The organism is Stenotrophomonas sp. NRRL B-14846, assembly GCF_050473585.1.
GTDB lineage: Bacteria > Pseudomonadota > Gammaproteobacteria > Xanthomonadales > Xanthomonadaceae > Stenotrophomonas.
Genome location: NZ_JBFLUN010000013.1, coordinates 1 through 13,043 on the forward strand (window position 1 = coordinate 1; position 13,043 = coordinate 13,043).

At 67.7% G+C, this 13,043-nt stretch carries 15 protein-coding genes and 2 pseudogenes; 8 read left to right on the top strand and 9 right to left on the bottom strand.

What is annotated here, in order from left to right; genetic code table 11:
* Positions 1-119 precede the first annotated feature (119 nt).
* A pseudogene (locus AB1281_RS01185) lies at positions 120-667 on the bottom strand (redoxin family protein).
* 41 nt (positions 668-708) lie between these two features.
* Entirely contained in the window at positions 709-1,446 is a 738-nt protein-coding gene (locus tag AB1281_RS01190) for an alpha/beta fold hydrolase (RefSeq protein WP_430344872.1), read from the bottom strand.
* 361 nt (positions 1,447-1,807) lie between these two features.
* Here AB1281_RS01190 and AB1281_RS01195 point away from each other — a divergent pair, with 361 nt between their 5' ends.
* From AB1281_RS01195 to AB1281_RS01220, 6 genes and pseudogenes are all read left to right on the top strand, one after another.
* Positions 1,808-2,452, top strand: a complete 645-nt coding sequence (locus tag AB1281_RS01195) for an HvfX family Cu-binding RiPP maturation protein (protein WP_430344873.1) — start codon at positions 1,808-1,810, stop codon at positions 2,450-2,452.
* A 100-nt stretch (positions 2,453-2,552) separates the two neighbouring features.
* Entirely contained in the window at positions 2,553-2,840 is a 288-nt protein-coding gene (locus tag AB1281_RS01200; RefSeq protein WP_430344874.1) for an HvfA family oxazolone/thioamide-modified RiPP metallophore, read from the top strand.
* Complete coding sequence (locus AB1281_RS01205; protein ID WP_430344875.1) at positions 2,821-3,030, top strand: EF-hand domain-containing protein; 210 nt, start codon at positions 2,821-2,823, stop codon at positions 3,028-3,030. The genes AB1281_RS01200 and AB1281_RS01205 overlap by 20 nt, the downstream gene beginning before the upstream one ends.
* 55 nt (positions 3,031-3,085) lie before the next feature.
* A pseudogene (locus AB1281_RS01210) lies at positions 3,086-3,932 on the top strand (HvfB family MNIO-type RiPP peptide maturase).
* Positions 3,925-4,710 carry an HvfC family RiPP maturation protein gene (locus AB1281_RS01215; protein ID WP_430344876.1) on the top strand — a complete coding sequence of 262 codons (786 nt, stop codon included), beginning with the start codon at positions 3,925-3,927 and terminating at the stop codon, positions 4,708-4,710. The pseudogene AB1281_RS01210 and the gene AB1281_RS01215 overlap by 8 nt, the downstream one beginning before the upstream one ends.
* Before the next feature lie 105 nt (positions 4,711-4,815).
* Complete coding sequence (locus AB1281_RS01220) at positions 4,816-5,352, top strand: ferric reductase-like transmembrane domain-containing protein (protein ID WP_430344877.1); 537 nt, start codon at positions 4,816-4,818, stop codon at positions 5,350-5,352.
* A gap of 62 nt (positions 5,353-5,414) precedes the next feature.
* Here AB1281_RS01220 and AB1281_RS01225 read toward each other — a convergent pair whose 3' ends face one another.
* From AB1281_RS01225 to AB1281_RS01250, 6 genes are all read right to left on the bottom strand, one after another.
* Entirely contained in the window at positions 5,415-5,819 is a 405-nt protein-coding gene (locus AB1281_RS01225; RefSeq protein WP_430344878.1) for a hypothetical protein, read from the bottom strand.
* 72 nt (positions 5,820-5,891) lie between these two features.
* Entirely contained in the window at positions 5,892-7,028 is a 1,137-nt protein-coding gene (locus AB1281_RS01230) for a metallophosphoesterase (protein WP_430344879.1), read from the bottom strand.
* A 103-nt stretch (positions 7,029-7,131) separates the two neighbouring features.
* Positions 7,132-8,670 carry a TerC family protein gene (locus AB1281_RS01235; protein WP_430344880.1) on the bottom strand — a complete coding sequence of 513 codons (1,539 nt, stop codon included), beginning with the start codon at positions 8,668-8,670 and terminating at the stop codon, positions 7,132-7,134.
* Between the two features lie 43 nt (positions 8,671-8,713).
* Positions 8,714-8,938, bottom strand: a complete 225-nt coding sequence (locus AB1281_RS01240; RefSeq protein ID WP_014036330.1) for a helix-turn-helix domain-containing protein — start codon at positions 8,936-8,938, stop codon at positions 8,714-8,716.
* A 13-nt stretch (positions 8,939-8,951) separates the two neighbouring features.
* Complete coding sequence (locus tag AB1281_RS01245) at positions 8,952-9,419, bottom strand: DUF2975 domain-containing protein (protein ID WP_014036329.1); 468 nt, start codon at positions 9,417-9,419, stop codon at positions 8,952-8,954.
* 209 nt (positions 9,420-9,628) lie between these two features.
* A complete protein-coding gene (locus AB1281_RS01250; RefSeq protein ID WP_430344881.1) occupies positions 9,629-10,210 on the bottom strand; it encodes an NMCC_0638 family (lipo)protein in 582 nt (193 codons plus the stop codon).
* 129 nt (positions 10,211-10,339) lie between these two features.
* Here AB1281_RS01250 and AB1281_RS01255 point away from each other — a divergent pair, with 129 nt between their 5' ends.
* Positions 10,340-10,651: a metalloregulator ArsR/SmtB family transcription factor gene (locus AB1281_RS01255; RefSeq protein ID WP_004147836.1), complete on the top strand. Its 312-nt coding sequence runs from the start codon at positions 10,340-10,342 to the stop codon at positions 10,649-10,651.
* 24 nt (positions 10,652-10,675) lie between these two features.
* Complete coding sequence (locus tag AB1281_RS01260; RefSeq protein WP_430344882.1) at positions 10,676-12,070, top strand: DUF2867 domain-containing protein; 1,395 nt, start codon at positions 10,676-10,678, stop codon at positions 12,068-12,070.
* A gap of 36 nt (positions 12,071-12,106) precedes the next feature.
* On the opposite strand, the gene AB1281_RS01265 is transcribed toward AB1281_RS01260, so the two are convergent.
* On the bottom strand, positions 12,107-13,043 hold a 937-nt coding region (locus AB1281_RS01265), incomplete at its 5' end, for an alpha/beta hydrolase (protein ID WP_430344883.1).

Below are 13,043 nucleotides of genomic sequence, written 5' to 3' on the forward strand. Positions count from 1 at the left end.
CCAGCATCTGGCGGATCTCACTGTCATCGTCGACGACAAGGATGTGCGGTACAGGGTTCATTGCGTTCTCGATGAAGGCAGGGGGACAGCGCCGCGCGGCGCGGCCATGGTAGCGCGGCTCAGGGGGTGGCCAGCAGGCGCTGGATCTCGCTTTCGGTACGTGCGTAGTCGCCCTCGCCGTAATGGCGGTAGACCACCCGCCCCCTGCCGGTCGAGCAGGTACAGCGCGGGCCAGAAAACGGTTGCCCCAGGCGTTCCAGATCCGGTACTGGTTGTCCTGCACCACCGGCCAGGTGATATCCAACCGTGCGATGGCCCTGCGCACGTTGCCGGGCAGCCCTTCATAGGCGAACTCCGGCGTATGCACGCCGATCACCTTCAGGCCCTGCGACGCGTACCGTGCGTGCCACTGGTGGACATACGGCGCCACGTTGAGGCAGTTGCTGCAGGTGTAGGTCCAGAACTCGACCAGCACCACCTGCCCCCGCAACTGCTTCAGTGTGAGCGGTGGGCTGTTGTGCCATGGCCCACCACCGTCGAACCCCGCCACCGGTGCTGCGTCGAGCGGCTGCGCGCCAGCATCCGCGCCGGGCCATGCCAGCAACAGCGCAGCTCCACCCAGCAGGCCCAGCAACAGCGGCAGTGCATACCCTCGCAGGGTGGCCATCGCTCAGCCCCCCTGCTCGGCCAGCGGCAGTTCGGCGGGCTTCACGCCTGCCGCTTCCAGATGCTGTCGGCCACCTGCGCAGGATGCGAAAGCAGCGACACATGGCTGCTGCCGATCGATTGCAGCTGCGCGCCAATGCGCTTTGCGGTGGCGGCCTGCAGCTGCGGCGACAGCATGCGATCGTCACGGCTGAGCACGTACCAGCTCGGCTTGCTGCGCCACGCCGCAACGTTCACCACCTCGCCCAGCGCGCTGGCCTTCAGCGGGACCTGGGTGCTGTACAGCAGTGCGGCCGATTTTTTCATCACGTCCGGCGCGAAGTCCTGGGCGATGGCATCAGCCGGCAACGTCAGGTAGCCATCCCTTTCCTGCAGTCGGGCCAGGCCCGGACCGACCGGGAAACCTTCGCCCTGTTGCGCCGAAGACTGCCCTGCATCCGGTGCGAAGGCCGCCACGTACACCAGCGCCTGCACCTTCGGGTCATTACCCGCTTCGGTGATGACCGTGCCACCCCAGCTGTGGCCGACCAGCACCACCTTGCCGGGCGCGGCGGCAATCGCGCGACGGGTGGCGGCGACATCGTCGGCCAACGAGGTGAGCGGATTCTGTACGGCCACCGCCGGCAGCTTCCAGTCATGCAGGGTACTGATGACCTTGCTCCAGCTGGAGCCATCGGCGAACGCGCCGTGCACCAGGATGACGGTGGGCGGTGCAGCGGTATCGGCCTGGCTGGCGAAGGCGGGGGGCCGCGGCGCCGGCAAGGGCGAGAGCAGCGGCAAGCAACGAGGTACGGATCATGGGTGGCACTCCGGTGTTGGGAGTGGCCATTTCCGCCTGCCGGTGTATCACCGCTGTTTCTCCGCGGCCCAGAGTTGTACCGGACTGTAGGGCGCAGGCGGGTTTCTACAGTGGGATACATTCGGCGCCGGGCCCGGCCGGGCGCTACCGGGTGGATATCGCTGCCCGCACGCGGGCGCGCAACGCCCCGATGTGCCTCGACACATCGTCTTTGTATCTGACTGTACGAAACCCCCGGCCTCGGCCACAGTCGCTGACAAAACCCCGGGCAACGGCACACGTTGCCGATACCTGCGCCGCCTGAAATGGCCTCCATCGACCACTGGCCCGCAGGACACCACCATGATCAGCACCGCCTCTTCCGTGTATACCCCCCGCCTGGACGCCGTCGGCCGCTGGCTCTCGCCATTGGCGCTGCGCACCCTGCTGGCCTGGGAGTTCTTTGAATCCGGCCGCGAGAAGCTGGGCGGCCAGAACTGGTTCGCCGACCTGGAAGGTCGCTTCCCGTTCCCGTTCTCCGCCCTGCCCGCATCACTGAACTGGCAGCTGGCCACCTGGCTGGAACTGGTGGGTGCAGTGATGCTGCTGCTCGGCCTGGCCACGCGCTCGGTGGCTTATGTGTTCTGGGTGCTGACCGTGGTCGCCATCGCCGCCGTGCACTGGCCCGACCAATGGAACGGCCTGGGCGAACTCTGGCAGGGCTATGCGATCACCGACCAGGGCTACGGCAACTTCAAGCTGCCGCTGCTGTTCCTGGCCATGCTGCTGCCACTGATCCTCAACGGCGGTGGCGCACTCAGCGTGGACCGTCTGCTGGCCGGCTCGCAGCACGCCCCCGTTGGCAATGACGGCTTGGGTTGGGGCGTCAGCCTGATCGCCCTGCTGCTGCCGGTTGCCTCGCTGCTGCCCGGCATCGGCTTCGGTGGCGCCCTGCTCGGTGGCGTGCTGCTGCTGGGCTATCTGCTGCGTCGCCGCCGCGCCGCCTGAGCCGCTTCGCCCCTTCACCGCGCTTCTTCCCTTCGTTTCCGTCGCCTTCAAGCGGCGTCCATCCCGCACGCCCCGCGTGCTTTCCCAAGGAGTCACCACCATGTCCGTCTCGACCAAGACCACCCCCTCCTCCCGCCTGCCGCGCATCGGTGCCATCGGCATCGCCCTGGCCGGTGGCCTGCTGCTGGCCGGCCAGGCCGCCGCGATCCAACCGCTGGCGATCAGCGCGGTGGCCATGAGCGCCGCCGCCGAAGGCAAGTGCGGTGAAGGCAAGTGCGGGGCCAACAAGGCCACCACCGGCAAGCCCGCTGGCAAGGCCAAGGTGGCCGAGGGCCAGTGTGGCGAAGGCAAGTGCGGCGACGCCTCGTTTGCCCCGCACCGACCGTGACCACGACGGCAAGGTCTCGCGCGCCGAGTTCAACGCTGTGGCCGCCAAGCGTGCCGCCGAGTTCGACCGCATCGACACCGACCACGATGGTTACATCAGCGAGCAGGAAGCGCACGACTACCTGCGCAGCGTCTACACCGCCAACGGCAAGCCGATGCCGAAGGGCCTGTTCTCCCGCGTTGCCGATTGATCGACGTTCAACCGCGCCGCCTCCAGGGCGGCGCCCTCTCCCTGGAGCATCCGCCATGTCCCTGCCTCTGCCCTCCAATGCCGCCGGTCTTGGCCTGCGCCGTGGCCTGATCGACGAACTGCTGGCAATGCCGACCGGTGCCATCGACTTCCTCGAAGTCTCCCCCGACAACTGGATCGGCGTCGGCGGTGCACACGGCGCAGCGCTGCGCCAACTCAGCGAGCGCCACCCCTTGACCTGCCACGGCCTGTCGCTGTCGCTGGGCGGTCCCGATCCGCTGGACCGCATCCTGCTGGCACAGACCCGAGCCTTCCTCGACCTGCACCAGGTGCAGCTGTACAGCGAACACCTGAGCTACTGCGCCGCCGGTGGCCACGTCTACGACCTGCTGCCGCTGCCGTTCACCGCCGAGGCCGTGCATCACGTCGCCAGCCGCATCGCCCAGGTGCAGGACATGCTGGGCCGACGCATCGCCGTGGAGAACATTTCCTACTACGCCGTTGCCGGTGCCGAAATAAGCGAGATCGACTTCATCAATGCCGTGCTCGCCGAAGCGGACTGCGACCTGCTGCTGGACGTCAACAACGTCTTCGTCAATGCCTGCAACAACGGCTACGACGCCTTCGAATTCCTGGCCCGCGTGCCGGCCCAGCGGGTCGCCTCGCTGCATGTGGCGGGCCACTTCGATGAAGACGATGGCTTCAAGATCGACACCCACGGTGCGCCGGTGAAAGGCGTGGTCTGGGCGCTGTTGCGCGAGGCCTATGCGCGGGGTGGGCGTGCGTCCGACCCTGCTCGAACGCGACTTCAACTTCCCGCCACTGTCCGAGTTGCTGGCCGAGGTCGCGCAGATCCGCCAGGCACAGGTCGAGGCACGTTGGCCCGAGGTGGCCCATGGCTGAGTCGCTGGCCACCCTGCAACGGCGTTGGGCCGACCATGTGCGCGACCCATCAATGGCCGCGCCCGATGGCGTCGAGGCGCGCCGGCTGGCGGTGTACCGCCGCCTGTGCATCGACAGCCTGGACACCCTGCTGGCTGGCACCCTGCCAGGCCTGCAACACCAGTTGGGCACGCCGCGCTGGCGCGACACCGTGGAGCACTACTACGCCCGCCACGCCTGCCAGACCCCATTGTTCCCACGGATCGCCGGCGAGTTCGCGACCTGGCTGGCGGTGCAGGACGCGCTGGTACTGCCGGGCTGGGCAGCAGAACTGGCGCACTACGAGAGCACGCTGCAGTCGCTGCACATTGAAGCGCGCGCCGCCGGGCGTTCGCTGCACCGCGTTCCGGTGGACAGTGATGTGCTGGCGGTCTCGCCGCTGGTGCGGGTGCTTGGCTACCAGTGGCCGGTACATGTGGACGAGGTGCTGGAGCCGATGCTGGATGCAGCTCCCACGCTGCTGGTGATACAGCGCCTCGCCGATTTCAGCCTGCAGACCGAGGAACTGTCACCGCTGGCCTACGCGCTGCTTTCGGTCTTCGGTGACGACGGCGCGCCTGTGGATGAGGCACTGCAGGCGCTGTCCGAAACACATGACGTGGCAACGGACGCATTGCGTGCGGCCTGCATTCCCGTGCTGCGCGAACTCTGCACGGCAGGCGTTCTGGTTGCGTCGACCGATCCCCGGGAATGCCGGCCAGCGGCCGGCACGACCCCCTCTCCATTCTTCGAGGCCTGACCATGACTGTATCCAACACGTCCTTCCTGCACGGCTGGCGCCTGTTCGTAGCCATCGGCGTGGTCCTGATCGCGTTCGCACTGACCGCCTTCGCCCTGTATCCCGATGCAGCCGAAGGCAGCCGCGCGGCGATCCGGCTCACCGCCCGCACATCGTTCCTGCTGTTCCTGGCAGCGTTCACGGCATCGTCGTTCGCCAGCCTTCTGCCCAGCCCGTTCACACCGGTTCCTGCTGCGCGAACGGCGCATCATCGGCCTGTCCTTCGCGTTCTCGCACCTGCTGCACGCAGTTGCCATCACCAGTTTCGGCATCCTCAACCCGGCGTTCTGGCCAGCACGATCCGCGCTGGCCAACCTCCCGGGCACGGTGGGCTACATCGCCATCCTGGCGCTGGCCATCACCTCGCACCGGGGGCTCGCCCGGCGCATGGGACCCACGGCCTGGCGTCGCCTGCACATGACCGGCATGTGGATCATCGCGGCGGTGTTTACTTACTCGTACTTCAAGCGCGTGCCGGGCAACTTCTGGTATGCGGTGCCGTCGGCGCTGCTGTTCACCGCCTTCGTGGTGCGCTGGATCGCCAAGCGGGCACAAGCGCTGCGCCGAAGTGCGCATGCGCGGCCGCCGCTGCGGGCGGCCTGACGGGCCGGGGTCAGCTCCCTTTGCCAAAGGCGAAGGGTTCTGACCCCATCATGCCGTCCCCATCAGCCGTCACGTGTGGCGCGATAGACGGCGTAGGCGTCGAGGATCTTCTGCAGCCGCGCGTGTTGCTTCGTCCCCATGGGGACCCGTTGCACGCGCTTCAGCAACGTCTTCCACATATATCCGGACCGGAAGAAATACGGCCGTACTTCAAGGAAGGTCAGCGCGACATCCAGCGCATTCGGGTCATGCTCGGCCAGCCGTTTCAACGCGTTGGCATAGCCTCCCGGAAACGCCAGCCGCTCGTAGTGCTGGTGGAACTCGGCACAGGCCGCAGCGTGCCGTTCCCGCTCCTCCGGCCCACGCCAGCGCGCACTGGCACTCTCGTGGATGGCCTGCTGCAGCCGGTTGATCTCGTCAGCATTGGCACGGATCAGGCGCTCCATCGGGGCGCGGGGATGGGCCATGGTTCCTTCCATGTGGTTTGTCGGGGCCAGATCCCTTTCCCCCAGGGGAAAGGGATCTGACCCCGCCTAAGGTCACGGCGCGCGGCGCAATGTTACCAAGGTGATCTCCGACGGCACGCCGATGCGCGCCGGGAAACCGGCCCAGAGGCCCGCACCGTTGCCCACGTACAGCGTCATCCCATCCACGTCGTAGCGCCCGGACACAAAACCGCCATTGGCTCGCTTCACCAGCTGGTCCATGCCGATGATCTGCCCGCCGTGGGTATGCCCGGACAGCTGCAGCTTCACCCCACGCGCCGCCGCGTCCCGTGCATTGCGCGGGCGATGATCGAGCAGGATCACCGGCGCGGACGGATCGGTACCGGCCAGTGCAGCATCCAGATCCGGCAGCGGCAGGCCGTAGCGTGCGGCCACCGGATCGGTGACACCGGCGATGGTCAGCGCCGCATCGCCGCGCCGCACCTGCATGTGGCTGTTCTCCAGCACCTGCATGTGCAGCGCGCGGAACGCCTGCATCCACGCCTGGTACTGCGCGTAGTACTCGTGGTTGCCGGTGATGGCGACGACGCCGTCCGGCGCCCGCAGGTCCGCGAGTGGACGCGCGTCGTCACGGCGGGCCTCGACACTGCCGTCGATCAGGTCGCCGGTGATCACGATCAGGTCCGGCGTCAGTGCGTTGCTCTCATCCACCACCTTGCGCACCCAGTCGCCGGTGAGCAGGCGGCTGGCATGGATGTCGGTCAGCTGCAGCACGCGATAGCCGTCGAACGCGGCCGGCAATCCGGCGATGCGCACCTCGATCTGCCGGGGTTTGGGCACCGCCATGCCCTGGCTGACACCATAACCACTGACCAGCAGTGCCAGCACGCCGGCCACCGGTCGCAGACGCCGCGTGCGCATTGCGGCTACCGCGCGAGGCCAGCGCAACAGGCGCGACAGCAGCAGGCCGGCGTCCAGCACCACCATCACCAGCGCCAGCAGCAACACCGCGGTGGAGCCGGTGGCCAGCGTGGCGATGGCCAGCTTGGGGATCTCGGGCGACGCCGTCGTACCCCAGAAGGTGGCGACGATGCGCAGCTGCACGGCAACGGCCACCAGCAGCAGCGACAGCACGACCTTCAATGCGGCGGGCATGCGCAGCGGCCAGAACAGGCGCCAGGCCACATACAGGCCCATCAACAAACCGATCGTACTCAGCACTGCAACCATCCTGGAAAGAAAACGGGCCGGCCATGGTGACGGTTGCCGGCCGTGTTGTGTAGAGCCGGGCATGTGCCCGGTTGTTCAAGAAGCAGTCGAGCATGGCTCGACTCTACAGATGGCCCAAGCGCTCCACCCGCAGGCGGGCGATGCGGCGCTTCTCCATCGCCAGTACGGTGATGCGCACGCCGGCCACGTCCACCGCATCGCCGATGTCCGGCAGCCGGCCCAGCTGCTCCAGCACCAGGCCGGAGATGGTCATGTAGTCGGCACTGCGCGGCAGCGACACGCCCGCCAATCGCTGCAGGTCGTCCAGGGTCAGCGCACCGTCGGCCTCCCACTGCTCCTCACCCTGCGCGACCACGCCATAGCGCTCGTCCTGGGTATCGACCAGGTCGCCGGCAATCGCCGCCAGCAGGTCGTTGGCGGTCACCAGGCCTTCCACGCTGCCGTACTCGTCCACGGCCACCGCCAGCGGCACCGGGTGCTGGCGGATCAGTTCCAGCGCCTGCAATGCACTGGCACTGGACAGGACGTACTGCGGCTCACGCAGGTTGCCTTCCAGCTGCAGCGGCTTGCCCTGCAGCAGGTCGGCCAGCACGTCCCGGCTCTGCACCACGCCGCGCAGGCTGTCCAGGTCACCATCGCCGACCAGCAGGCGGGTATGCGGCGATGCCACCAGGCGCGCCACCACATCCTCCTGCCCGCGCGCCAGGTCGATCCACTGCACGTCGGCACGCACGGTCATCACGCTCGACACCGGCCGATCGGCCAGGCCCAGCACGCTGCGGATCATCTCGTGTTCGGCCGGCTGCAGGCGCTCGTCGGCGTCCACCTGCTCGTCCACGCCTTCGTCGTCGTGGCCGTTGGCCGGGCGCGCGCCCAGCATGCGCAGCACGGCATCGGCGGTGCGCTGGCGGAACGGCTGGCGGCGTTCGTTGCGTTCGCGGTTGAAGCGGACCCACTGGTTGAACGCCTCGACCAGGATCGAGAAAGCGATCGCCGCGTACAGGTAGCCCTTCGGGATCTTGTAGCCCAGGCCTTCGGCCACCAGGCTGAAACCGATCATCAGCAGGAAGCCCAGGCACAGCACCACCACCGTGGGATGCTTGTTGACGAAGCGGGTCAGCGGCTTGCTGGCCACCAGCATCAGCGCCATCGCGATGGTCACCGCGGCGTACATCACGCCCAGGTTGTCGACCATGCCGACCGCGGTGATCACCGAGTCAAGCGAGAACACCGCGTCGAGCACCACGATCTGTGCCACCACCATCGCGAAGCTGGCATAGACCTTCTTGCCATCCTCGTGATGCTCGCGGCCTTCCAGCCGTTCGTGCAGCTCCATGGTGCCCTTGAACAGCAGGAACAGGCCGCCGCCCAGCAGGATCAGGTCACGCCCGGAGAAGCTGTGGCCGAACAGGGTGACCAGCGGCTCGGTCAGTTTCATGATCCAGGCCAGCGCCGCCAGCAGCACCAGCCGCATCAGCAGCGCCAGCGCCAGGCCGATCACCCGCGCGCGGTCGCGCTGGTGCGGCGGCAGCTTGTCGGCAAGGATCGCGATGAACACCAGGTTGTCGATGCCGAGAACGATCTCCAGCACGACCAGGGTTGCAAGGCCCATCCATATCGAGGGGTCAGCCAACCATTCCATTTCAGGTCCGTTTCGTCAGTAGGTAAGGGAAAAGAGCAATCATTCAGTCGGCGTCCTGCGGCTGCGCCGGGTCATGCCCGAGCAGGTCGCCGGGCGTGCACTGCAGCTCGCGGCAGATCGCATCCAGCGTGGAAAAGCGGATGGCGCGCGCCTTGCCGGTCTTCAGGATCGACAGGTTCGCCAGGGTGATGTCGATGCGCCCGGCCAGCTCGGACAGGGTCATGCCCCGTTCCTGCAGCATGCGGTCGAGGGTGATGACGATCGCCATCAGCGCGTGCCCATCAGATCAGACCATCCAGGTCATCGCGCATCGCTGCGCCCACGGCGAACACGCGTGCCAGCACGAACAGCATCAGCACTGCCACCAGCCCGGTGATCGACATGCCGCCACCCACCTCCATCCAGGTGAAGTCCGGGCCCATCCAGGCCGCGTAGGCACCGATCAGGATCGACAGCAGCTCCATCGCCAGCATCAGCCACGCCATGCGCTGCAGGCGTTGTGCATTGGCGTGGGTGAACGGCCGCTCGCGCGCCGCCGACTTCAGCAGCCGCAGCAGATGGCGCAGGAACAGCAGGCACAGCACCAGCAGCGCGACGATCGCGCCCAGGCCCAGGCAGAAGTGCAGGAACAGGTCGTTGCCGTGCGCGGCGGCGGCATCGGCGTCGTGGACGCTGTCGAGCAGCCAGCGGCGGTCGTGGGCGACCAGTGGCACGGCCAGCAGTGCGGCCAGGATGCCCAGCCAGCACATCGCCCGGACGGCCTGTACGGCGGCCTGGGCCAGGGTGAACAAGCCTCGCGCGGGTCTGGCGCGGGCGGGACGAGCGGTCAAGCGGCCTCCGGCATTGGGGTGGCCTCGCCGCCCCGGGGTGGATTTATCGATAAACGATATACCACATCCTGCGTGAAAGGCTGAATCGCAGGCATGGGCCACCGGCTGGGCGCCGGGCCCAGCAGGCACTACCGGGTGGGCGCCGCGGGTTCCAGCATCGCTTCACCGGGCGTCACCGAAGCCATCGCCTGTACGCCGGCCTCGGCCGCCTGCCGCGTGACCAGCCGGAAGCGGACCTGCAGCTTGGCCTGGCCGGGCGTGGCCCAGCCGTACTGGATCGCCACCTGGTCGGCCGACAACGGACCACGGCCCGGCAGCGAACGCGCCTGCAACGGCTTCGGCGCCGCCTGCACCAGCCGTGCGAAGCCCTTCTGCACCACCGCCGCATCGGCCTTCTCCGCATACACCGTGCAGGTTCCATCGTCGGCCCAGCTGACCGCATAGCGGCCGCTGGCCAACGGCACCATCCAGGCCACGCCTGCCTGCCCCTGCAGCAAGGTTGCCGCCTCGGCCGGCTGCAGCGGTGCCAGCCCGTTGGATTCCATCAACGACTGCAGGCGCGCCGGCGCACCGATGTGCTGCATGCAGGCGGTATCGAACAGCTCGCTGAAGGGATCCTGCGCCGGGGCCTTGGCCTTGGGAGTACGCGCGGGTTGCGCCACCGCCAGGGTGGGCAGCAGGGCCAAAGCCAGCCAGAACGCAGGACGCATCGGGATTCCACGCTACCGAAAACAGCAGGGAGGATGGCAAAGCCCGGGCGTGCCGCGCAACGGGTCATGGCTTGACAGCCGCCACCGGCAGGAGGAGTATAAATTAACGAATTAGTTAATTAGCTCGCCATGGACCGTATCTTCGAAGCCCTCGCCTCCACCGCCCGCCGGCAGATCCTGGCCTATCTCAGCGCCGGCGAGCTCAGCGCGGGAGAGCTGGCCGAGCGCTTCGATTTCAGCAAGCCGGCGCTGTCCAGCCACCTGCGCATCCTTGAGGAAGCCGGCCTGATCGAGCGCGAGAAGCGCGGCCAGTTCGTGTACTTCCGGCAGGTGCCCGACCGCCTGGCCAACACGCTGTTCTCGTGGGCGGCCGAAGTCTGTCCGGTCGGTGGCCCGCTGAAGCGCGAAGCACGCGCCCGCCGCAAGTCCCCCGCCCGCTGAACCACCCTGCCAAGGAGCATGACGATGCCTGGTTCGACCCGCGACCGCCGTTCGTTTCCAGGGGTGCAGCTTCCGGCGCTGGAGGGCGGCAGCCCGACCGAAGTCACCTTGATCGCGCAGCTCGGCATCGGTGCCGGTGATGCGCTGGTGACCGACGCCAGCCAGCGCCAGCGCCACCACCCGGCCTTCATCGATGCACTGGACGAGCCTTCCGCGCGCCTTGGTGGCATGCACCTGCAGCAGGGCGACGCCTCCTCGCTGTACAGCTTCACCGTCGGCGCTGGCGGCCATCCCTTCCACCGGCATGCCGGGCCGCGCATGTTCACCGCCATCGCCGGCAGCGCCGGCGCCGAACTGCGTTTTGCCGCCGCGTCAGACGCGCAGCTGGCGCGCGATCCCGCTGCCTTCGCGCGCACGCTGCGGCGCATCCGCATTCCACCGGACTGCCTGTTCACCGTGCGCTTCGGCGGCGGCACCTGGCACCAGTTCGCATCGAACCATCGCGCACATCCGGCGCTGTTCGCGTTGTCCTGCCACAGCAATGAGCTGGCCGGGGCGATGGATGAGCAGGCCCGTGCACAGGTTCAACGCAATGCCGCCGATATCCCCAGCCTGACCGAGGTATTGCCGGAAGCGCACTGGCCTTCGGCCGCAAGCCTCGCCGCCTCACCCCTGCTGCAGTTGTCGCTGCAGGCAGCACCTCCCAGCCTGTGCGCCCACCTGTGCGCGCATACCCGCGCTCTGTTGGGCCCGCTGCGGAGGATTTCATTGCGGCGCTTGCGTGGCTTCGTCGAACGCGCCACGCCGGCCTATCCCGTCCACTCGCAGGCCGCCGCCAGCGATGGGCTGCTCCCCGCTGCACTGCCACACAGCCACTACCAGGACCAGACCACCTTGCGCCTGGACAGCACGCAGGTCACCCATCACGCCGCGTCGGCGCTGCTGGCCGATGTGCTGGAAGGCTTCCTGCGCAATCCACCTGCCGGCGTGGGCCACCTGATGGCGCTGCGCAACCACCTGGTGGCGCCGTTGCGGTTGCGTACGTCGCCACTCGGCTGCCCGGTGTCGTCGCTGCTGTCGACCGACCGCAGCCGCCTGTTCGCCGGCCGCTACCCGGTGCTGGACGCGCACATCGATGACGGGGACACCTGCGCCGAAGTGCTGCTCGGCGCCGATGATCGCCACCTGCGCTTCCGCAGCAGCGTGCGCGTGCAACGCTGTGCCGATGGCCACATCGAGATCAGCCTCGGCACACGCGTGCAGACCCGCAATGCGTTCGGCCGCCTGTACATGGCGCTGATCGATGCCGCGCACCGGCACTACGTCGCGCCGGCACTGCTGCGCCGCGCGGTCGAACATGCGCTGGCGCCGGAACTGGCCGATCTCGATGACTGGGCGGAATACTCCGCGTACAGATGATGCCGGCCCGTGGCCGGCACCACCTGCCAGGTCAGCTCACAGGTGCTGCTTGAAGAAGGGAACGACCGCTGACAGGGCCTCGCGCACCGGCTCCGGCTTGTCATACAGGTCGTAGTGCGACCAGCCCTGGACCACCTTCAACTGCTTGTGCTTCGACGCCGCACGGCCATGGATCTCCAGGCCATCGCGGTAGGCGCCAAAGCCACCCGGCTTGTCACCGATCACCACCAGCAACGGTTGGGTCAGCAGGACTTCGGCCAGGTGGAAGGCATCCCAGCCCACCGCTGCACCGCGATGCGAGAACAACGCACTGACCACGCCGTTGGGCTGCGGCTCGCGCGTGCGGTAATAGTCCGTGGCCTCCAGCACGTCGATATCGGTGATGCCGGCGGCGCGCCCCTGTTCCACCGAAGGCGGCAGGAACAGGTCCACACGGGCCTCGCCGCCGCGCATCTCGGCGGTGCGCTGGGCAGCAATGGCCTCCAGCGTGCCGATCGGATCGAAACCGCCAAAGCCCTCACGACTGAGCCGGCCGAAGTTGACACCGGTGATGCTGGTGACCGCCTTGATGCGTCGCTCGGTCATGGTGGCGTTGATCGCGTAGCCACCACCGCCACAGATGCCCAGTACGCCGATGCGTTCGGCGTCCACGTACGGCAGGGTGACCAGATGGTCGACCACGCGGCGTACATCCTCCACGCGCTGGGTCGGGTCTTCGACCCGCCGCGGCTCGCCGCCGCTGGCGCCCTGGAAGCTGGCGTCATAGGCGATCACCACGTAGCCCTCGCGAGCCAGGGCCTCACCGTAGATGTTGCCGGCAGTCTGCTCCTTGCAGCTGCCGATCGGATGCATGCTGATGATCGCGGGATAGACCCGGTTGCGGTCGAAGTCCGGCGGGAAATGCAGGTCGGCGGCGATCGGCCAGGCCATGTCCGGATTCTGGATGTTGATGGTTTCCATGCTGCGGCTCCTC